The organism is uncultured Bradyrhizobium sp., from assembly GCF_936928535.1.
GTDB lineage: Bacteria > Pseudomonadota > Alphaproteobacteria > Rhizobiales > Xanthobacteraceae > Bradyrhizobium.
This window is the reverse complement of sequence record NZ_CAKZHY010000092.1, coordinates 89,546-109,756: the sequence shown is the minus strand read 5'-3', so window position 1 is coordinate 109,756 and position 20,211 is coordinate 89,546. Positions and strand designations below refer to the sequence as shown.

19 protein-coding genes are annotated in these 20,211 nt (G+C 65.6%); 10 read left to right on the top strand and 9 right to left on the bottom strand.

The genetic code is table 11. The features are described 5' to 3' along the window. Positions 1 to 2: 2 nt before the first annotated feature. The 6 genes from Q0687_RS15030 to Q0687_RS15005 all read right to left on the bottom strand — a co-directional run bounded on the left by Q0687_RS15030 (position 3) and on the right by Q0687_RS15005 (position 6,205). Positions 3 to 350, bottom strand: coding sequence for a Lin0512 family protein (locus Q0687_RS15030; protein WP_298877940.1), 348 nt, complete (start codon positions 348 to 350; stop codon positions 3 to 5). A gap of 24 nt (positions 351 to 374) precedes the next feature. Continuing rightward, positions 375 to 2,201, bottom strand: a complete 1,827-nt coding sequence (locus Q0687_RS15025) for a chloride channel protein (RefSeq protein WP_298877939.1) — start codon at positions 2,199 to 2,201, stop codon at positions 375 to 377. Positions 2,202 to 2,309: 108 nt separating this feature from the next. Further along, positions 2,310 to 3,974 carry an acetolactate synthase large subunit gene (locus Q0687_RS15020; protein ID WP_298877936.1) on the bottom strand — a complete coding sequence of 555 codons (1,665 nt, stop codon included), beginning with the start codon at positions 3,972 to 3,974 and terminating at the stop codon, positions 2,310 to 2,312. Positions 3,975 to 4,256: 282 nt separating this feature from the next. Further along, positions 4,257 to 4,901: a class I SAM-dependent methyltransferase gene (locus tag Q0687_RS15015; RefSeq protein WP_298877934.1), complete on the bottom strand. Its 645-nt coding sequence runs from the start codon at positions 4,899 to 4,901 to the stop codon at positions 4,257 to 4,259. A 16-nt stretch (positions 4,902 to 4,917) separates the two neighbouring features. Next, positions 4,918 to 5,544, bottom strand: a complete 627-nt coding sequence (locus Q0687_RS15010; RefSeq protein WP_298877933.1) for a PadR family transcriptional regulator — start codon at positions 5,542 to 5,544, stop codon at positions 4,918 to 4,920. A 109-nt stretch (positions 5,545 to 5,653) separates the two neighbouring features. Then, positions 5,654 to 6,205 carry a carboxymuconolactone decarboxylase family protein gene (locus Q0687_RS15005; protein ID WP_298877931.1) on the bottom strand — a complete coding sequence of 184 codons (552 nt, stop codon included), beginning with the start codon at positions 6,203 to 6,205 and terminating at the stop codon, positions 5,654 to 5,656. Positions 6,206 to 6,274: 69 nt separating this feature from the next. On the opposite strand from Q0687_RS15005, the gene Q0687_RS15000 reads away from it, so the two are divergent. From Q0687_RS15000 to Q0687_RS14965, 8 genes are all read left to right on the top strand, one after another. After that, positions 6,275 to 6,649, top strand: a complete 375-nt coding sequence (locus Q0687_RS15000) for an MmcQ/YjbR family DNA-binding protein (RefSeq protein ID WP_298878053.1) — start codon at positions 6,275 to 6,277, stop codon at positions 6,647 to 6,649. A 98-nt stretch (positions 6,650 to 6,747) separates the two neighbouring features. Continuing rightward, positions 6,748 to 8,136, top strand: a complete 1,389-nt coding sequence (locus Q0687_RS14995; RefSeq protein WP_298877929.1) for an SWIM zinc finger family protein — start codon at positions 6,748 to 6,750, stop codon at positions 8,134 to 8,136. Then, positions 8,129 to 9,559: a DUF5691 domain-containing protein gene (locus tag Q0687_RS14990; protein WP_298877927.1), complete on the top strand. Its 1,431-nt coding sequence runs from the start codon at positions 8,129 to 8,131 to the stop codon at positions 9,557 to 9,559. Before Q0687_RS14995 ends, Q0687_RS14990 begins: the two co-directional genes overlap by 8 nt. Then, positions 9,556 to 10,632: an AAA family ATPase gene (locus tag Q0687_RS14985; protein WP_298877925.1), complete on the top strand. Its 1,077-nt coding sequence runs from the start codon at positions 9,556 to 9,558 to the stop codon at positions 10,630 to 10,632. The genes Q0687_RS14990 and Q0687_RS14985 overlap by 4 nt, the downstream gene beginning before the upstream one ends. 4 nt (positions 10,633 to 10,636) lie before the next feature. After that, positions 10,637 to 12,862 carry a DUF5682 family protein gene (locus Q0687_RS14980; protein WP_298877923.1) on the top strand — a complete coding sequence of 742 codons (2,226 nt, stop codon included), beginning with the start codon at positions 10,637 to 10,639 and terminating at the stop codon, positions 12,860 to 12,862. Then, positions 12,859 to 14,040 (top strand): VWA domain-containing protein, encoded by a 1,182-nt coding sequence (locus Q0687_RS14975; protein WP_298877921.1) that lies wholly within the window; start codon positions 12,859 to 12,861, stop codon positions 14,038 to 14,040. Before Q0687_RS14980 ends, Q0687_RS14975 begins: the two co-directional genes overlap by 4 nt. 81 nt (positions 14,041 to 14,121) lie before the next feature. Then, positions 14,122 to 14,994 carry a bifunctional helix-turn-helix transcriptional regulator/GNAT family N-acetyltransferase gene (locus tag Q0687_RS14970; protein WP_298877920.1) on the top strand — a complete coding sequence of 291 codons (873 nt, stop codon included), beginning with the start codon at positions 14,122 to 14,124 and terminating at the stop codon, positions 14,992 to 14,994. A 57-nt stretch (positions 14,995 to 15,051) separates the two neighbouring features. Next, positions 15,052 to 15,438, top strand: a complete 387-nt coding sequence (locus Q0687_RS14965) for an ester cyclase (RefSeq protein WP_298877918.1) — start codon at positions 15,052 to 15,054, stop codon at positions 15,436 to 15,438. Between the two features lie 18 nt (positions 15,439 to 15,456). Here Q0687_RS14965 and Q0687_RS14960 read toward each other — a convergent pair whose 3' ends face one another. Both Q0687_RS14960 and Q0687_RS14955 read right to left on the bottom strand, forming a co-directional pair. Beyond that, positions 15,457 to 16,677 (bottom strand): MFS transporter, encoded by a 1,221-nt coding sequence (locus Q0687_RS14960; protein WP_298877916.1) that lies wholly within the window; start codon positions 16,675 to 16,677, stop codon positions 15,457 to 15,459. Between the two features lie 297 nt (positions 16,678 to 16,974). Next, on the bottom strand, positions 16,975 to 17,547 hold the full coding sequence (locus Q0687_RS14955) for an alpha/beta fold hydrolase (protein ID WP_363323952.1): 573 nt from the start codon (positions 17,545 to 17,547) through the stop codon (positions 16,975 to 16,977). A gap of 98 nt (positions 17,548 to 17,645) precedes the next feature. Between Q0687_RS14955 and Q0687_RS14950 the strand changes: the two genes are divergently transcribed. Then, positions 17,646 to 18,095 carry an Lrp/AsnC family transcriptional regulator gene (locus Q0687_RS14950; protein WP_298877912.1) on the top strand — a complete coding sequence of 150 codons (450 nt, stop codon included), beginning with the start codon at positions 17,646 to 17,648 and terminating at the stop codon, positions 18,093 to 18,095. A 9-nt stretch (positions 18,096 to 18,104) separates the two neighbouring features. Next, positions 18,105 to 18,605 carry a peptide deformylase gene (locus Q0687_RS14945; RefSeq protein WP_298877910.1) on the top strand — a complete coding sequence of 167 codons (501 nt, stop codon included), beginning with the start codon at positions 18,105 to 18,107 and terminating at the stop codon, positions 18,603 to 18,605. Positions 18,606 to 18,700: 95 nt separating this feature from the next. Here the strand turns inward: Q0687_RS14945 and Q0687_RS14940 are convergent, their stop codons facing one another. Next, positions 18,701 to 20,158, bottom strand: a complete 1,458-nt coding sequence (locus Q0687_RS14940; RefSeq protein ID WP_298877908.1) for an efflux transporter outer membrane subunit — start codon at positions 20,156 to 20,158, stop codon at positions 18,701 to 18,703. Between the last annotated feature and the right edge of the window lie 53 nt (positions 20,159 to 20,211).

Below are 20,211 nucleotides of genomic sequence, written 5' to 3'. Positions count from 1 at the left end.
GCTCAGTCCTTGTCGAAGCTGACGATGACGGCGGCGTTGGCGATGAGGATGGGATCGTTGGCCACTTCCGTGGCCGAGGGAATCTCCAGCCCGCCCTTGACCGCGGTAACGGTCACGGTGCCGTAAGGAAGCTCCTTGGCGACTGCCTCCTTGTCGACGGCTTCGGGATTGGGCACACCGATGGTGATATCGACGAACATGTCGTTCGCGGTCTTGCCGATCATCCGGAAGAAACCGAGGCTCGAATGCCTGATGGCATCCGACACGGCGCGCTTCGCCGCCTTGGTGGCGTCCCTGCCGTGAACGTCGACGCCCATCCCCATCTCGGTAACACAACGAACGCGGGTCATGCTCATTCCTGTCGGTGCTGGAGTTTAGAGGGGCTGACCTTCCGCGATCCGCGCCTCCGGCACAAGCGCCTTTTCGCGCAGGAAATATGCGTTGCGGTCCTCCTCTTGCGCGTTCACGACCGCGCGAATTCGCAGCAAATCCTTGCGAGCGACGAGGCCGACCACGCGCTGGCTGGCGCGATCGACCACCGGCAGCCTGCCGAGATCGGAGGCAACCATGAGGTCGGCGACCCGCCCCAGCACGTCATCGGGATGCGCCACCACGCTGGACGTGTCCGACACGACGTCGTCGAGCGTCGCCGCCTGATGATCGCCCTCGGTGCGCCAGCGCAGCACGTCGGCGCGAGTCACCATGCCGCTAAGCCGTCCGTCCCTGGCTACGACGGGATAGGATTTATGACGGCGCTGGTCCGAGGTGAAAAACGCGACCGCTGCATCGACGGACATGTCGACCGGCAGCGTGTCGACGTCGGTGACCATGACATCGATCGTGCGCATCAGCTCGAACGGATCGATCGCGTATTCGCGAGTGATGTGCTGACCGCGGCGCGCGATCTTCTCGGTCAGGATCGAACGCTTGAGCAGCAGCACGGTGACGGCGTGCGCCGCGCCGGTCGCGGCCAGCAATGGCAGCAGCATGTCGATATTGCCGGTCAGCTCGATCGCGAACATCACGCCCGTCAGCGGCGAGCGCATCGTGCCGCCCATCATCGCGGCCATGCCAATCAGCGCCCAGAACGAAGTGCCACCGGGCAGCATCAGTCCCTCCATCCAGCCGGCGGTGCCGCCGAGAATGAGCAGCGGCGCCAACACGCCGCCCGACGTGCCCGAGCTGAGCGCGACCACCCAGATCACCGACTTCACCAGCAACAGCCGCATCGCCTCGTCGCGCACCATGTGGCCGGACAACAGATCCGCGATGACATCATAGCCGACGCCGAGAGCGCGCGGGTCGATCAGCCCGCCAAGACCGACGACGAGGCCGCCGAGCATCGGCCACCACATCCAGTGAATTGGCAGATGATCGAATAGATCCTCGATCGCGTAGAGCAGCCGCGTCATCAACCCGGATTGCAGGCCGGCAACGATGCCGACGGCAATGGCTGCAGCGAGGCCCCACCACGGCAGGTTCGGGTGCTCCGCGAACGGAAACAACGGCCCCGTCCCGAACAGCAACGGACGCCACGCCGCCGAGATCACGGCCCCCGTCACCACGGGCAGAAAGCTGCGTGGTTTCCATTCGAACAGCAGCAATTCGACCGCGAGCAGCACCGCTGCGATCGGCGTACCGAAGATCGCCGTCATGCCGGCGGCCGCGCCCGCGACCAGCAACGTCTTGCGTTCGGCCGCAGTGAGATGGAAGCACTGGGCGAAGATCGATCCGATCGCGCCGCCCGTCATGATGATCGGTCCCTCGGCGCCAAACGGGCCGCCGCTTCCGATCGACACTGCCGATGACAGCGGCTTCAGGATCGCGACCTTCGGCTGCATCCGGCTGCCGCCGATCAGGATCGCCTCGATCGCTTCAGGAATGCCGTGGCCGCGGATCTTCTCCGAGCCGAACCGCGCCATCAACCCGATCACGAGCCCGCCGAGCGCAGGCGCGAGCACCATCCAGAGTCCCGGATGGGCATTGGCCAGCGAGACGTTTTCGGTGCTAACATGGCCGAACCAGACCAGATTGGTCACCAGCGCGATCAGCTTCAGCAGCACCCAAGCGGCGCCTGCACTGATGCTGCCGACCAGCAGCGCCATGCCGATCAGGACCAGCACGCGGCGGTCGGCGGTAAAATCTCCGGGCTTGCCGCGAGGACGCGGGAGGCCGCCGGTGATGTCGGGGGTCTGGCGCATGGAGGTCTCTTGTCGGGAGGGTTCTTCGCGCCTGCAATATATCGTAGAGCGATATATATCAAGGAATGGCTGGTATGATCCTCCCGGACAGTTTCCGAATGCTTGCCGCTATTTCTGCTGTTTCTGCCGTGTCCGCAGCTCGTCGACCAGCACCCGAACGTTCTCCGAATAGTCGATCGGGATCGAAACCAAGTGCACGCCCCCCTCCTTGAAGGCGGCGTCAAGCGTCGGACCGAAGCCGTCGATGCTCTCGATGCGATGACCCTTGGCGCCATAGGCCTTGGCGTAGAGCGCAAAGTCGGGATTGCCGAACGTCATGCCGTAATCGGCAAAGTGGTCGACGGCCTGCTTCCAGCGGATCATGCCGTAGGCGTTGTCCTCCAGCACCAGCACGACGAGGTTGAGCTTGAGGCGAACCGCGGTCTCCATCTCCTGGCTGTTCATCATGAAGCCGCCGTCGCCAGCGACCGCGAGCACGCGGCGGTCAGGATAGAGCATCGCGGCCATCATCGCCGATGGCAGGCCGGCGCCCATCGTTGCCAGTGCATTGTCGAGCAGCAACGTGTTGGCGACACGGGTGCGATAGTTGCGCGCGAACCAGATCTTGTACATGCCGTTGTCGAGCGCGACGATGCCGTTCTCGGGGATGACCTGGCGGATGTCGTGCACGATGCGCTGCGGCGTCGGCGGCCAGCGCGTCTCGGTGGCGCGGTCGGCGATGTGGCTGAGGATCTCTTCGCGGAGCGGCAGCAGCGCCGCCGCCTGCGGGAGCTTGCCTTCGAGCCGGTCGGCGAGCAGCTCGAGGCTTGGGCCGACGTCGCCGACGACCTCGGCGTCAGGAAAATAGACCAGCTCGACGCTTGCCGAGGTATAGCTGACGTGAATGACCTTCGGTCCTGATGGGCCCATGATGAAGGGCGGCTTCTCGATGGGATCGTGGCCGATCGCGACGATCAGGTCGGCCGCGTCGATGGCATCGTGGACATAGTCGCGCTCGGACAGCGCCGCGGTGCCCATGTAGAGATTGGTGCCGCCGGGCACAGTGCCCTTGCCCATCTGCGTTGTGAAGAACGGAATGCCGGTCCGCCGCACGAAGCTCGCGATGCCGTGCGTCGAACGCGGCCGGCTGGTCGCGGCGCCCATCATGACCAACGGACGCTTTGCGGCCAGGATCATCTCGGCGGCGCGGTCGAGAGCGGCGCGGTGGGCGACGGGGATCTCGATCGGGTGGATCGGGATCACCGGAACGGCCTCGACCTCGTCGCCGGCGATATCTTCGGGCAATTCGAGATGCACCGGTCCCGGCCGCTCCTCCATCGCCACGCGGAAGGCATCGCGCACCACGGTCGGTATGGAGGTCGCGCTGACGATCTGCCGCGACAATTTTGTCAGCGGCTTCATCGTCGCGACCACGTCGACGATCTGGAAACGCGCCTGCCGGCTGCTCATGATCGGCTTCTGGCCGGTGATGAGGATCATCGGCATCCCGCCGAGATTCGCATAGGCCGCGCCGGTGGAGAGATTGAGTGCGCCAGGGCCGAGTGTGGACAGACACACGCCGGGCTTGCCCGTGAGCCGGCCATGGGTCGCAGCCATGAAGGCGGCGGCCTGCTCATGGCGGGTCAGGACCAGCTCGATCTTGGAGGTGCGCAGCGATTCGACGAGGTCGAGGTTTTCCTCGCCGGGCACACCGAAGATACGGTCGACGCCTTCGTTCTCCAGCGCCGCGACAAACAGGTCCGATCCCTTGGCTTTATGGTCCTGCCCACTCATGTCGCCTCCAGCTTGTTGCCGGCTTCCGCGCTGCGCGGAAGTTGGGGGCATCGTAGCGGTCTGGGGCTCCGGCACAACTCACAATGAACGGCGACCTGAGCGCGGTATTCGTTCCATCATTTTGAGGTGCGAGCCAAACGGCGCGCAGCGGCGTAAGCAACATTCGAGTTTTTGGTTGCAGACACACCTTCGCGCTCTCGCGGCTCATCTCGCCCGCGCTTTGCTTCTATCGCGACGGCCTGAGTGTTTTGACCGACAGGGAACGCAAGATCTCGTAGACCGTCATTTCACCTTCAGCGACAACTCCGTGCCACCCTTGAGCGGCAGCGTCATCGACACAAAACCGTTGCCGGGATCGCGGATGAAATCGAGATAGTCGGGCTCGGCATTGTCATTCATGACATAGCCGCCAACCAGCAGCTGCGGCGCGACGATCTCGATCACCTCGCGGGCGAGCGACGGACCTGATTCCCCGGGCCAGCCGTCGATCAGCACGAAATCGACGGGACCGCCGAGATCGCGCAGCGTCTTGCGGGCGTCACCTTCGCGGATTTCGACATAGTCGGCCAATCCAGCCTCCGCCAGATTGCGTTTGGCGGCTGCGACCTTGGCCGGAACGATCTCCGAGCCGATCACGGTGCCGCCGCCATTGTCGCGGAGCGCGGCGGCAAAATAGAGCGCGGACATCCCAACCGAGGTCGCGAACTCGGCGACGCGCGTGGCGCGCAGGCCTCGGCACAAAAGATAGATCAACTCGCCCTGCTCGGGATGGATCGAAAAACCCTGCTCGGCATAGGCGTGAGGATCGCGACTGCCGAAACCGCCCCGCGGGCCACCCCCGGAGGGCCGCTGCCGCGCGCCTTGCAGGCGCGCGATCACGGCGTTGACGTGTGGATCTTGAATCGGGCTATGCGGCCGATCATTCATGTGTCGCATACCTTGCTTACTTGCCGAGGATTTCAGCCGCCGCGCGCTCCAGGATGCCGGCGATGCGACGTGCTTCGGCTGAATCGCTGCCGTGCTTGCTGCGCAGCGCGCGCTTGAGGTTGTGGCGGGCGCGGTGCAATTCGTCGGAGGCATCCGCATCGAGATCGCTGACGCCGGCAAAAGCCTCGCGCACCTCGTCCATGCGGCGTCCGATCCGCGACAGCGCTTGCAGGATTGCATCAGCGGTGCCGCGCTGCTCGGCGAGAAACGCTTCGCCTTGCGGAGTGATGCTGTAGAGCTTGCGGCCGCCATCCTGCGCGACGCTGGCGTGACCAACCTCCTCGAGGTAGGTCAGCGCCGGATAGATCACGCCGGGGCTCGGCGTATAAAATCCCTCCGACCGCTCCTCGATGATCTTGATCAGCTCGTAGCCATGGGCAGGCTTGTCGGCGAGCAGCGCCAGGATCACGAGCTGAAGGTCCTGCGACGACAGCCGCCGCGCGCCCGGAAAATCGTCGCCGCCACGCCCGAAGAAGCCATGACCGCCGCGGCCGAAGCGATGCCGCCCGCCGGGCCGACCCATGGCGAAATGGGCGAAGTGGCCAAAGTGGAAGTCTCGGGGATCTCGGTGTCTACCGAACATATCGTACGTCTCCTTCTCAAAACATATCTTACGATATAATTTGCGATAGAGCAGAGGCAAATCACGGGTCCGTGATCATTTGCCGGCCGGGAGCAGCGCCCGCCGGCCGCTATTCGGCAGCCTCACTCTGTGCGACGCCGTGCTCGACCTCGAGCTGAAGAATGTCGTTGAAGCGATTGAAGGCGCCGCACAGGGCGATACGCCAGGTCAGCTCGACGATCTGGGCTTCCGAGAAGTGGGCGCGGAGGCGCGCAAAGATCTCGTCGCGCGTTCTGTTCCAGGCATTGGTGACGGCGATCGCATATTCGACGACGAGCTTGTCGAGCTCATCGAGCTCAGGATGATCCTTGTAGTCGAGAAGCTGCGCGGCGCCCTCCTCCGACACGCCCTGCACCGCGAGTTTCGGCGCGTGATGGGAGACGCAGTAGTCACATTTGTTGAGCAGCGACACAGTGACCAGCGCCAACTCGAGGTGGCGCTTCGAGATCATGCCGTCGCTGGCGAGGTCGACCAGCAGCGACCACATGTGCTTGAAGATCGGCGCGCGATGCGCCATCACACCGGCCTGGTTCTCGAACGCGCCATAGGTCGTCATCTTGTCCCACAGCGGTCGCAGGGCTTCCGGCAGATCGTCCCTGGTCTTGATCGACACGCGCGACATGGCGTTCCATCCTTGGTTGAAACATGCATGCTGCCACAAAGGTGCACCAATGTCCGCTATTGCAATCGCATGACTCCCAAGACCTTCGAGACACGCTGCCTGCGCCTGCCCGCCGCCACCAAGGTGGTGCAATGGGAAGGCACCTCCGTGTTCAAGGTCGGCGGCAAGATGTTCGCGCTGAGCGGCGGTTACACGGCTGAGAGCGGCGGCTACATGTTCAAGGTCTCGAACATGGCCTATGCCATGCTGATCGAGCACGGCCTGGCGCGGCCGGCGCCCTATCTCGCGCGGGCCAAGTGGGTGCAGCTTGTCAGCAACAACGCCCTGCCCGATGCCGAGCTCACGGCCTATCTGGCGCAGGCCCATGCGCTGATCGTGGCGAAGCTCACAAAGAAGAAGCGCAAGGAGCTGGGGCTGGCGTCGTCACAGACCGATCCCGCATGACGATCTCCGCGTGCAGCGGACTGGCGACGCGCGGCGACATTGAGCTTTCATCCTGCCCCGATATACTGCCCGTCCTGGATTCGAATTAGGAAGTCGGCGTGGCGATTGGTCTCAAGGCGGTCGAGCAACTCGCTACCGATCAATCCTCGCTCAAGGCCGCCGCCGGGCTCGCGAAGCCTGCGAAATGGTCCGGCGTTGGCGGCAGCGCGGACGGCGCGCTGATCTGGGGCGAATGCGCAGGCTCCGGCGCGAACCCTTACCGGGTGATGGCCGACCTGCGCGACCTCGGCAACAAGTGCACCTGTCCGTCGCGCAAATTCCCCTGCAAGCATGTGCTCGGCCTGTTGTGGCTGAATGCGGAATCGATCGTGCCGTTCGTACCCGCCGACACGCCGGCCTGGGTCAGCGACTGGCTAGGGCGCAGGCGCGGCCCATCCGCTGCAAGGCCGCCAGGCGCCGCCGCACCGTCCGGCGAGAAGGATCTGCATGTCGCGCGCAACGTCGAACCCGAAGCCGTTGAGGATCCGAAAGACATCGCGCGGCGCGAGGCGCAAGCCGCCAAACGCAATGAAGACACCGAGCGCGCCATCCTCGATGCATTGGATGCGCTCGAGCAATGGATCGGTGATCAGCTCCGGCTGGGCTTGTCCGGCTTCATCGATGATGCCACAGCGCGCTGCAGGCGCATTGCGGCGCGGCTGGTCGATGGCAAGGCCGCCGCCCTCGCCGGCCGGATCGACGAATTGCCGGCGCGCCTTCTCGCCCTCGCCGCGGGCGATCGGCCACGCGGCACGGTCGTCGAGCTCGCCAAGTTGGTGCTGCTCGCGCGCGCCTTCCGCGCAACGCCACGCGATGCCGAGATCAGGCGCGCGGTCGCGACGTCGGAGACGCGCGAGACGGTGCTGGCTGATCCGCGGGCCCCGCGGATCGATGCGCCATGGGAGGTTCTCGCCGAGCAGGTGCAGACGCGCCGCGACGGATTGGTCTCGCAAACCACATGGCTGCTCAATCTCGCAACGTCAGGCCCGCGCTTTGCCATACTGCTCGACTTCTTCCCGGCCAGCGCTGGGCGGCGCGGTTCGGTCTTCACGCCAGGCGAGCGCTTCCAGGGCGAGCTCGTGTTTTATCCATCGCAGCAGCCGTTCCGCGCCCTGCTGGTTCGGCGCGACGCGGCGGACGACACAAGCGCTCTCGAATGGCCCGTACCGGATGGATCGCTCTCCGACGCGCTCACGCGACCGCTTCTGGCAGAGCCCTGGGCGATCGAGCTTCCCCTGCTGCTGCCGCAGGGACGGATCGCGCGCGACGATTCAGGGAGCGCATGGTGGCGATCTGCGGACGGCACGGCCACGCTGCCCGTCGCGGGCAATGCCGAAGGCTTGCTATCAGGCACAGAGCTGACGCGTACCGCCGCAATCTGGTCGGGCAACCGGCTTACGATCCTTGCCGCACAATCTACCTGGGGGCGGATCGGCGGCCATGTCTGAAACAGCCAAAGCCGAAGAGATCTTCGAGACCATGGGCGCGATCGTGACGCGCTGGACCATGGGCTCGACCGCCGCCTCCGCCGCTTCGTTCTGGCGCACTGAGCTTGGCGACGATCCTGTCGAGGCCGAGTTGCGGCTGCTCGCGCTATCCGGCCAGTTCCTCGGCGCAACCGTGATGGCCGAAGCACCGTCGACGCTGCGGATTTTGCCCGACATCCCCACACTCGCGCTGCCGACCGTACCCGAAGCCTTGCGGCCGCTGGTGTGCCGAATCTTGGCGGCGAGCAAGGATACGGTGTCCAGAACCGAGCTCGTCCACTTCCTCGCCGCGCGCGGCTGGACGACACATCCTGCCGACTGGATGCCTGATGCAAGCGACGAGGACGCGCCCGACGTCTATGCCCTCTGGCGCGACTGGGCCGCATTCACGGCAGCCGGCGAGACGACGCGGCGGCAGACCGGCGACCAGCTCACGGCGGACAATTGGGATGACTTCTGGCCGGCCGCACGCAAGGCCGCGTTGATCGGCCTCCGGCGGCGCGATCCATCCGCGGCACGCGCGCTGCTCGAAGCAAAGCTCGGCAGCGAGAACGCCGAGGCGCGGCTGCGCCTGGTGTCCTTGCTGTCGGAGCGATTGTCTGGCGACGACGTCGCCTTTCTCGAAAGCCTTGCGGCCAACGATCGCGCGCCGAAGGTCAAGGCGCTTGCAACATCGATGCTCGCACGTCTCGGCCATGGTCCCGCCGCGGGCGAGGATATCGCGGAGCTTGCCGGCTTCTTCGCGGTGAAGACGAAGGGGCTGCTGCGTCGCTCCCGCGTGATTGACTTTCAAACGCCCAAGACGCCGGCGCAATGGCAACGACGAAAAGCCCTGCTCGATGGCACCGACCTGACGTCGTTCGCGGGCGCGCTCGGCCTCACCCCGCAGGACCTGATCGCCGCCTGGGACTGGCACGTGGACCCGGCGGCTGACGCGGGGCTGATCAAGCTGATTGTGGAGACCGGCACCGATGCGCAGCTTGCACAGGCCGCCGGCGTCGTCAGCGAACTTGACGCGACCGGCCTCATCGCAGCTCTCGCACCTCGACTTGGGCCCGCCGAGCGGGCGAGGTTTGCCGCGGCAGGTTTGCGCGCGCACGGCATCGGTTTCGAGATGGCGCAGGTGATCGCCGGCGTCGCCGCACGCCTCGACGATCCGCTCGCGGCGCCTTCAGGCGCAAAACTGCTGGCCGGGATCAGGCGCGACGATGCCAAGCCATCCGACCATGCAGGAGAATTTCGGGCGCTGGGTCTGCTCGCCTCGCAAACGGCGGCGCAACAGACGTTGCAACGCCTGACGGCCGCGGGCCTGCTGCAAGGCGACCCGCGCCTCGACATGCTGCGGCTCAACGCCGCGTTGGACGATGAGGGAGAGAAGTCATGAGCGAGAAACTGCGGTTGCCCGCGGAGTACAGCTTTACGGCCGAGCTGAAGGCGCTCGCCGCCGGCGACGGCCATCGTCCGCCGGGCTGGGCCCTCTCGCCGCGCCAGGTCGTGACCTATCTGATGGGCGGCAAGGCGGCCGACGGCACGGCGATCACGCCGAAATATGTCGGCGACATCAGGCTGATCGAGACCTCGGTGGCGACGCTCGCAACCGACCGCGCCCTGCTGCTGCTCGGCGTGCCCGGCACCGCCAAATCATGGGTCTCCGAGCACCTCGCCGCCGGCATCACCGGCGACTCCACGCTCGTGATCCAGTGCACCGCCGGGACCGACGAGAACCAGATCCGCTACGGCTGGAACTACGCCCAGCTGCTCGCCCACGGTCCGAGCCGCGAAGCGCTGGTGCCGACCCCGCTAATGCGCGCGATGGAGGGCGGCAAGCTGTGCCGCTTCGAGGAGCTGACGCGCATGGGAAGCGACGTGCAGGACACGCTGATCACCGTGCTGTCCGAGAAGATGATGCCGATCCCGGAGCTCAACACCGCCGTCTATGCGCAGCGTGGCTTCAACATCATTGCCACCGCCAACAACCGCGACAAGGGCGTCAACGAACTCTCCTCCGCGCTCAAGCGCCGCTTCAACGTCGTCGTGCTGCCGCTGCCTGACAGCGCCGCGGAGGAAGTGTCGATCGTCGTCAAGCGCGTCGGCGAGATGGCGCAGAACCTCGATTTGCCGGCGCCGAAGAATGTCGCCGACGAAGTGGCGCGGGTGGTCGCGATCTTCCGCGAGTTGCGGTCAGGCTCGACCGAAGACGGCAAGGTCGCGCTGAAATCGCCGTCCGGCGGACTCTCGACCGCCGAGGCGATCGCTGTGATGGTCGGCGGCATCAGCCAGGCGACTTTCTTCAACGACGGCAAGCTGACGCCGGAGACCCTCGCCAGCAACATGATCGGCGCGGTGGTCAAGGATCCCGTGCAGGACACCGCCGTGCTCGGCGAATATCTCGAGACCGTGCTGAAGAAAAAGCGCGGCTTCGAAGGCTATTACGCCTCGCTGACCGATCTGATCTGACATCATGGCCGGCGACATCCATCTGTTCGGCATCCGGCATCATGGGCCGGGATCGGCGCGGCGGCTGGTCGAGGCGCTCGATGCGCTGCGGCCAATTGTGGTGTTGATCGAAGGCCCTGCGGATGCCTCGGACCTGCTGCCAATGCTGGCCGATCCCGACATGACGACGCCGGTGGCGCTGCTCACTTACGCCGAGGACAATCCCGCAAACGCCAGCTTCTTTCCCTTTGCCGACTATTCGCCGGAATATCAGGCTGTCTGCTGGGCCGTGCGCCACGGCGCAGCCCTGCGCTTCATCGACCTGCCCGCCTCGGACCGGCTTGGCGCCTCCGCCAGCGACATCGCGGAGGAAATTGCCGCGAGAGCGGAGGAAGATCCGGTCAGCCGCGATCCGATTGGCGCACTCGCGACCGCCGCCGGCTATGACGACGGCGAGTCCTGGTGGTCCGATGTCATCGAGGAAAATCCCGCGACAGGTCCTGTGTTTGCAGCCGTCGCGGACGCGATGACGGCGCTGCGCGCGGACGAAAAGCCGCTCTCGGCCCGCGAGGCCGCGCGCGAGGCCCATATGCGGATCGAGATCGCAAAGGCGGCAAAGGAATGCGACGGTGCAGTCGCCGTCATCTGCGGCGCCTGGCACGTGCCGGCGCTCACTGAGCGACGCAGCCTCGCAGCCGACCGCGAATTGCTGAAGGGCCGGCCTAAGACGAAGATCAAGGCAACATGGGCGCCGTGGACCGCGCCGCGCCTGTCGCGCGCCAGCGGCTATGGCGCCGGCGTGGTCGCGCCAGGCTGGTGCGCGCATCTGTGGGAGACGCGCGACGGCGATCGCATCGCGCTTTGGCTCGCCAAGGTCACGCGTGTGCTGCGCGATCGCGGCCATTTCGTCTCGACCGCGTCGGTGATCGAGGCGCAGCGTCTTGGCATTGCGCTCGCGGCATTGCGCGAGCGGCCTTCGCCCGGCTTCGAGGAGCTGCGCGAGGCCGCCATCGCATGCCTGTGCAACGGTGAGCGCGCGATGTGGAACGACATCGCCGCCGAGCTGCTGGTCGGCGCGGGCGTCGGCGCAATTCCAGCGGCGACGCCGCTGGCGCCGTTGCTGGAAGATCTCCAAAGGCAGCAGAAGGCGACGCGGCTGAAGCCGGAAGCGCTGGAGCGGCCACTGACGCTCGATCTGCGCAGCGAAAGCGGGCTGATGCGTTCAACCTTGCTGCACCGTCTGGGCGCGCTCGACGTGCCCTGGGGACAGTTGACGGACGCAGGCCGCAGCCGCGGGACCTTCCGCGAGAACTGGCAGCTCCGATGGGAGCCGGAATTCGCGGTGCGACTGGTTGAGAACCTGCTCTATGGCTCGACCATTGCGGAAGCCGCTAGCGGCCGCCTGATCGAGGCGATGGGCAAGGAGGCCGAGCTCGGCGCGCTGGCAGGCCTTGTGCGCAACGCCATGATTGCGGATTTACCGCGCGCCACCGAATCCGGCATCGCGGCGCTCGAGACCAAGGCCGCTCTCACCAGCGACGGCCAGGCGCTGCTCGACGCACTGCCGCCGATGGCCGACATCCTGCGCTATGGCGAAGCGCGTGCCGGCACCGTCGAGCATCTGGCAGCGCTGATGCCGCGGATCGTGGTGCAGGCGGCCATCGCCCTGCCCTACGCCGCACGCAATCTGGATGTACCTGCGGCAGCAAAGCTGCGCGGCGCGTTCCTCGCGGGCGATGCGGCGATCCAACTTGCCAAGCTCGATCCAGACATCGTCAGCAGATGGCGCGAGGCGCTCACGGCCCTGCTGCACGACGGACAGACCACCCGGCTGATCGCCGGTACCGCGGCGCGGTTGCTCTACGAGGCGGAGCTGCTGGCCGCCGATCACACCGCCGACCTGCTGGCGCGAATGCTGTCACCGGGCACCCCCGTTGCAGAGGCCGCAGGTTTCTTCGAAGGTTTTTTCGAGGGCGCGGGCCAGCGGCTGATCCACGATGCGGCGTTGCGTGGCGCGGTAGACGGCTGGCTACTGTCACTCGACGGCGAGGCCTTTACCGCCAACCTGCCGCTGTTCCGCCGCGTCTTCTCGGCGCTGGACCGCAACGAACGCAGGCGGCTGATGGATGCATTGTTCGCGCGGAACAGCGGTGGCGCAAGGGGATATCGACTGATCCCACATGCCGCTGCGATCTGGCCGCAGCATGAGGCGCGCGTGCTCGCGCTCCTCACCGCGGGAGCCACACGATGAGCGAGACCGATGAACGCAATCGCCGCTGGACCTTGGCCCTCGGCGTCGATGCCGAGGATGGCGGAGCCGGTGCGCCCCTGTCCGACAGCGACCGCCGCATGTCCGAGGCCCTGACGGCGCTCTATGGCAGCGGCGACGACGCACCGAAGAAAGGCCGCGGCGGGCTCGGCGGCTCGTCGCCGCGCGTCGCGAAATGGCTTGGCGATATCAGGGAGTTTTTTCCTGGTCCCGTGGTGCAGGTGATCCAGAAGGATGCGTTCGAGCGCAAGGGACTGCGCCAGATGCTGCTCGAGCCCGAATTCCTCGCAACCGTCGAAGCCGACGTGAACCTGATCGCCGATCTGGTCGCGCTGCGCGGGGTGATGCCGGAGAAGACCAAGGAAACCGCGAGGATTGTCATCGTCAAGGTGGTGGCCGAGCTGATGGAGCGGCTCGAGCGACGCACGGCGGACGCCGTGCGCGGCGCACTGAACCGCTCGCTGCGAACCAATCGCCCGCGCTTTGCCGACATCGACTGGCCCCGCACCATCAAGGCCAATCTACGTCACTACCAGGCGGAGCATCGCACCGTGGTGCCGGAACGGCTGATCGGCTTTCTGCGGCAGCAGCGTCGCATCGTCGACCTGGAGGAAGTCATCCTGTGCGTCGACCAATCAGGGTCGATGGCAACCTCCGTCGTCTACGCTTCGATCTTCGCGGCCGTGATGGCCTCGCTGCCTGTTGTCGCGACCAAGCTCGTCTGTTTCGATACCGCGATCGTCGACCTGACCGAGGAGCTGGCCGATCCCGTCGAGGTGCTGTTCGGCGTCCAGCTCGGCGGCGGCACTGACATCAATCGTGCCATCGCTTATTGCGAGGACCGCATCGAGCGGCCGGCGAAAGCGCATCTGATTTTGATCACCGATCTCTATGAAGGCGGCGATGCGAATGCTTTGGTCGACCGGTTGGCCCGGCTTGCAACGCGCGGAATCAATGTGATCGTGCTGCTGGCGCTGACCGACACCGGCCGCCCGTCCTACGACCCCGTGCTATCGGCAAGAGTTGCCAGCCTCGGCATCCCCGTCTTTGCCTGCACGCCGGACCAGTTTCCGGATCTGATGGCGACCGCGCTGAAGCGCGAGGACGTTGCCGACTGGGCAGCCGACCAAGACATCAAGCTGGTCCGGCCCGAAGGCTGAGTGCTTCGAATTCGGCTAGAGTTTTCCAGCTCTCCGTCCTGCGCGGTTGACCGAAGAACGATCTCTGACTAAAGTCAGACAATGCTTGATCCCGTCTCCCGCGTCCGCCGCTTCAACCGCGCCGTGACCTCCGCCGTCGGCGCGCTCGATACGTCCTTTCTCGGGCGCGGGCGGCCGCTCGGGGCGGCGCGCGTGCTCAACGCGATCGGACATGGGCGCTCCGACATCGGCGATGTCAGGGACTATCTCGGCCTTGATTCCGGGCTGATGAGCCGGCTGTTGCGCAGCCTGGAAGACGAAGGCCTGATCGAGACGCACGCGCATGAGGATGATGCGCGGCGCCGCGTGGCGAGCCTGACGCGCGCGGGCAAACGCGAGTTCGCCGCCTACGAAGCCTTGTCGAACACGCAGGCCGAGGGTTTTCTCGCCCGCAATTCGCAACGCGAGGCGCTGCTGGCGGCAATGGATTTGATCGCCTCCGCGCTGACACGCGATCGCATCGCGCTCACCGAAATGGACCCGCGCAGCGACGGCGCGCGCTACTGCCTCGGCGAGTACTATGCCGAGCTCGGCCGCCGCTTCAAACAGGGCTTTGACGTTTCGCTCTCGCGCGACCCTGACGCCAAGGAGATGCGCCGCCCGCGCGGCAGTTTCATCGTCGCGATGTCGGACATGCTGCCGATCGGCTGCGTTGGGCTGAAGGGCACCGATCACGGCTATGCCGAGATCAAGCGGCTGTGGGTCGCCCCCTCCGCGCGCGGATTGGGGCTTGGCAAGCGGTTGATGGACACGGCCGAGGACGCCGCGCGCTCGCTCGACATCGCGTTGCTGCGGCTCGACACCAACAGCGCGCTGCCGGAGGCCGGCCAGCTCTACCGCACCACCGGCTGGCGCGAGATCCCGCGCTTCAACGACGACCCCTACCCGGATTTGTTCTTCGAAAAACGCCTGTGAGCGCGGCGCCGACTGTCCTGTTTCCGCGTTGGGCTTGGGAACCAGGAGAGGGTCGACATGACACCAGCCGAACTTGCCAATATCTATCGCAACTACATCGCCTGCCTGAACCAGCAGGATTGGACCGCGCTCGGCCGGTTCGTGCATGACGACGTCGCTCACAATGCGCGGCCGCTCGGGCTGCCAGGCTACCGCGCGATGCTGGAGCAGGACTTTCGCGACATTCCGGATTTACGTTTCGACATCGAGCTGCTGATCTCCGAGCCCCCGCGCATCGCCGCAAGGCTGATATTTGATTGCACGCCGGCCGCGACGTTTCTCGGGCTTGCCGTCAATGGGACGCGCGTGTCCTTCTGCGAAAACGTGTTCTACGAATTCCGCGACGGCAAGATCCAGCAGGTCTGGTCGGTCATCGACAAGGCGGCGATCGAGGCGCAGCTGTGAGGCTGCGCCTCGATCCGATCACGCCGCCACGGGCGCCGCCGCGCCTTGCGGCTTCGGGAACGGGCGGAACGTCATCGCCATCAGGAATGCGCCAAGTCCCATCGCCCAGGAGCCGATATAGAGCCAGGCGTAGCTGGAGAAGGCGTCGTAGATCATGCCGCCCGCGAGGGGGCCGGTCGCCATGCCGAGGCTGCCGGCCATCGCCGTGCCGCCGATCACGGTGCCCATCATCTTGAGCGGAAAGTTTTCGCGGATGATCACCGCGTAGAGCGGCATGGTGCCGGCATAGATGAAGCCGAACACCGACGCGACCGCGTAGAAGGTCGTGAGCTCGTGGGCAAAGACATAAGCGAGCGCGCCGAAGGCTTGCGCCAACAGACCCGAGACCAGCACGCGCTTGGCCCCTAAGCGATCGCCCATCAGGCCGAAGGCGATGCGCCCGCCGAGCCCGGCGAGGCCCTCGACACTGTAGATGGTCACTGCCGAGATCAGCGGGATGCCGCAGCTCACGGCATAGCTGACCGTGTGGATGATCGGGCCGGAATGGGTGGCGCAGCAGAAGAAATTGGTGGCGAGCAGGACCAGGAATTGCGGAGAGCGCAGCGCTTCGCCCACCGTCATCTCGGCTTGCGGGCCACCCGGGCCTGCCGCCGGACCCTGCGGATGCGCGAGCGCCGGCGGACGGCGCACCAGCAGCGCGACCGGGATCATGATGACGGCAACGACCAGCGACACGATCTGCATCGCGGTGCGCCAGTCATGATGCGACACCAGCCAGGCCGCGAGCGGGGCCATCGTCATCGGCGCCACGCCCATGCCGGCCGACACCAGCGACACGGCAAGTCCGCGATGGGTGTCGAACCAGCCGGTCACCGTCGCCATCATCGGTGCGAAGATCGCCGCGCAGGATGCGCCGACCAAAAGGCCGAACACGAACTGGAACGCGATCAGCGAGGTCGCATGGCTCGCGGCGAACAGGCTGAGCGCCAGCACGATCGAGCCGGCCAGCACCACCGGCAGCGGCCCGAATTTGTCCGTCAGCGTCCCCCAGATCATGCTGCTGCAGGCCATCGCCAGGAAGCCGATGGTCATCGCGCTGGAGATGCCGGTCACCGACCAGCCGGTGTCCTTCGCGATCGGCTGCAGGAACACCGGCAACGAAAACATGCCGCCGATGGCGACGCATCCGAGTAAGCCGCCGGCGGCGACGATCACCCAGCGATATCTGGAAGCAGTCATTGTTTGTCTCCCGTCAGGACTGTCTCACGTGGAAGACGAATGGAACCGGCAAAAGCAGACAGGTCTTGCGACATTTTTTAGGGCAAACATCCGTGGACCGGCAACAAATGCCGAAAACAACCCCATGCACAGTAGCAGCCACAGCGCGATCAACGACTTACGACCCCTGCTCTTCGTGGTGCGGGGAACCTGCGAAGTCAGGGCGCGATTTGACCCGTCGGGCAAAACACTGGCATGATGTCATCATCCCGAAAACCTCGTCGCATCACGTTCGAACGGCCGCCACCTGCCCATCACCTAGATCCGCGCGTCGAATTCCATGAGGATCTGACTTCCTTCCGGCCAGTCGCCGAGATTGCTCGCACTGTTGATATGGCCCTTCGCGCCGATGTTGACGAGATCGCTGCCCCACTGCCCTGCCCTCGCCTGCACGTAAGGCACGGACGCGTAGGGATCATTGGTGCTGACCACGATCAGCGAGGGAAAGCGGAAGCGCTCCTCCGGCACGGACGCGAACGCTGCAGCTTCCGCTGGAAACGCCGGCGATCGCGGATCTGGCACAGCAACCAGAAGCGCGCCCTTCACCGGCGCAGCCGTTTGCTTCTGCCAATGCGCGACGAGCAGGCAGGCAAGACTGTGGGCCACGAGCACCGGCGGCGTTGTCGTCGCGCCGACGGCCCGGTCCAGAGCCGCGATCCAGTCAGCCAGATCGGGTTGATCCCAGCTCGCGGGATCGAACCGGCGAATGCGGGGGTCCGAAAGCTCCCAGCGGCTTTGCCAATGCGCTTCGCCGGAGTTGCCGATCCCGGGCAAATGGATGAAGTCCGTCACGTCTGACCTCGCAAGTTTCGCTATGCACCTACGGAGCATGGCGATTTACATCGGCAAACGGAATTGGCATTCATCGGAAAGCGCAGCGCAATTCCGATAGATTAGAGGTCATGACGCGAAGCCAGGATGTCCAGCCCATGCTCGACCCGACCGATGTTGCGATCATCGAGACACTCCAGGACGATGGCCGGATCAGCGTCTCTGAATTGGGACGGAAGGTCGGCCTGTCGCAGCCGGCCACCTCGGAGCGATTGAAGCGGCTGGAGGAGCGCGGGATCATCAAGGGCTATCGCGCGGTGATCGATCCGGTTTCGGTCGGCCTCAACATGATGGCGGTCATTCGTTTGCGAACGACGCACGAGCACATCAAGGCGTGCCTGAAGCAATTTGCCGAGATGTCCGAGATCATCGAAGTCCTCAGGCTGACCGGAGAAGATTGCTTTCATCTCAAGGTGATCGTGCCCTCGCCCGCGGACCTCGAGCGCATCGTCGATGCGATTGCCCGGTACGGGTCTGTCACGACCGCCATCGTGCTGCGGAGCGAGCCGCCGAAGCGCATCGGACGTGAACTGATCCAAAGGAGCTAGCGCGCGACCATGACCGTTCGTCCCATCGTCCGCTATCCCGACCGCCGGCTTGCCATGACCGCCCGCCCCGTCACCGCCTTCGACGATGGCTTGCGGGAGCTGGCGCAAGACCTGCTGGACACGATGCGCGCCGCGCCCGGCATCGGCATCACCGCGCCGCATATCGGCATCCCCCTGCGCGTCGTCGTGCTCGAGCTCGACGCCAGGGAGGGCCCGCAGACCTACGTCAATCCCGAGATCGAATGGGCATCAAACGAGATGATCCTGCACAAGGAAGGCAGCGTCTCGATGCCCGGCGTCAACGACGAGGTGCAGCGCCATGCGCGGGTGCGGATCAGCTATCAGGATCTCGACGGCACCATGCAAAGCGAGGAGTCCGAAGCCTTGCGCGCCGTCTGCCACCAGCACGAGATCGACCAGCTCGACGGGATGTTCTGGATCCAGCGGCTGTCGCGGCTGAAGCGGGAGCGGCTGGTGAAGAAGTTCGAGAAGACGGGGCGGGGGTCGTAGCTCGGGTCGCTACTGGCGAGCAAAGCGGCCGTTCGGGCCGGCGGCGCAACTCGCAGATGAACCAATGCGCGGGATCACCCGCCGCCCGAGCGGCGCTACTGCAGCACGTCAGAAATTGTCAGCGGCCGCTCCGGCTCGACGTCGGACCTGTTCCACCAGCCGCCGCCGAGTACCTGGAAGAGCGCAACCGTGTCGGCGTAGCGCGCCGCGCGGGCCTGCACGAGGCTCACCAGCGCCTGCTGGTAAGTCTGTTGCGCGTTGAGCAGCGAGATGTAGTTGATATCGCCCAGCTCCAGGCGATGCCTTGATATTTCGAGGCTTTTGGCCGCCGCCTTCTCAGAGGCCGCGGCTTTTTGCAGAGCGACGGCGTCGGCCTGGATCGCGTGCAAGGCGTCGGCGACATTTTGGAACGCGGTGATCACCGTCGAGCGATACTGGGCGGTGGCCTGGTCGAAGGTTGCTTTCGCCGCGAGCTCGCGATGCAGCAGCGTGCCGCCGTGAAAGATCGGCTGCGTTGCGGCGCTGGCGATGTTCCAGAAATTGTTGCCCGGCGTAAATAGCTGATCGACCGCAATCGCGGTGCTGCCTGCGCTTGCGCTTAATGTGATGTTCGGCAGCCGGTTGGCGATGGCGACGCCGATTTGCGCGCTCGCGGCATGAAGGTTGGCTTCCGCCGCGCGAATGTCGGGCCGCTGCTCGACCAGCCGCGAGGGCAGACTGACCGGCAAGTCGCGCGGCAGCCGCAGTCCCGACAGGACGAATTGCTCTGATGGGGCCTGACTCGGAAAGCTGCCGATCAGCGCGGCGATCAGGTCGCGCTGTTGCGCGAGCTGCTTGCGCAATGGCGGCAATGCCTGCTCGGACTGCGCCAACGCAGCTTCCTGCGCCACCACGTCCGCGTCAGCGACCGCACCGAGGCCGCGCTGCTTGCGCAGCAGATCAAGAACGTCGGTCTCGATCTTGATGATGCTTTGCGTCGCCGCTATCTGGCCACGAAGCGACGCTTCCTGCACCGCAGCTCCAGCAAGATTTGAGGTCAGCGTGAGGTACGTCGCCTCCAGCGCAAAGCGCTGCAAGTCCGCCTGCGCGGCAAGCGCCTCGATCGAACGCCGCGTGCCGCCGAACACATCGGGAGAGTAGGAGACATTGAGCTGCGCGGTGAAGAGATTGAAGGCCGGCGCACTGGCGCCAACGTCGGACGGACTGCCGATCGCCGGCAATTGTCTGATAGCGCCGACGTTGGCATCGACCGCTGGAAATAGCGCGCCCTGCTGGGCGTAAACGTTTTCTCGGGCGACGCGGAGCGCCGCCTGCGCCGCCTGGAGGTCGGCATTGGCGGCCAGCGCTCTCTCGACCAGTGCGTTCAGGGCACGGGAATGAAACAGCGTCCACCATTCGCCCGGCAGGTCGCGCGCCGAGTCGAGCCGCTGTCCTTCTCCGGAACCAGCACTGGCCGTGGCGGTGCTCTTGAACGGCTCCGGCGTGTAGGCGGTCACATCAGGCGGCGGAGGGGCGACAAAGTCGGGTCCGACGGCGCAACCGGCGAGCAGCAATGCAAGAGCCAGTGCCGACGTCGCTCTGCTCGACCCGCGTCGCGCGCAATACC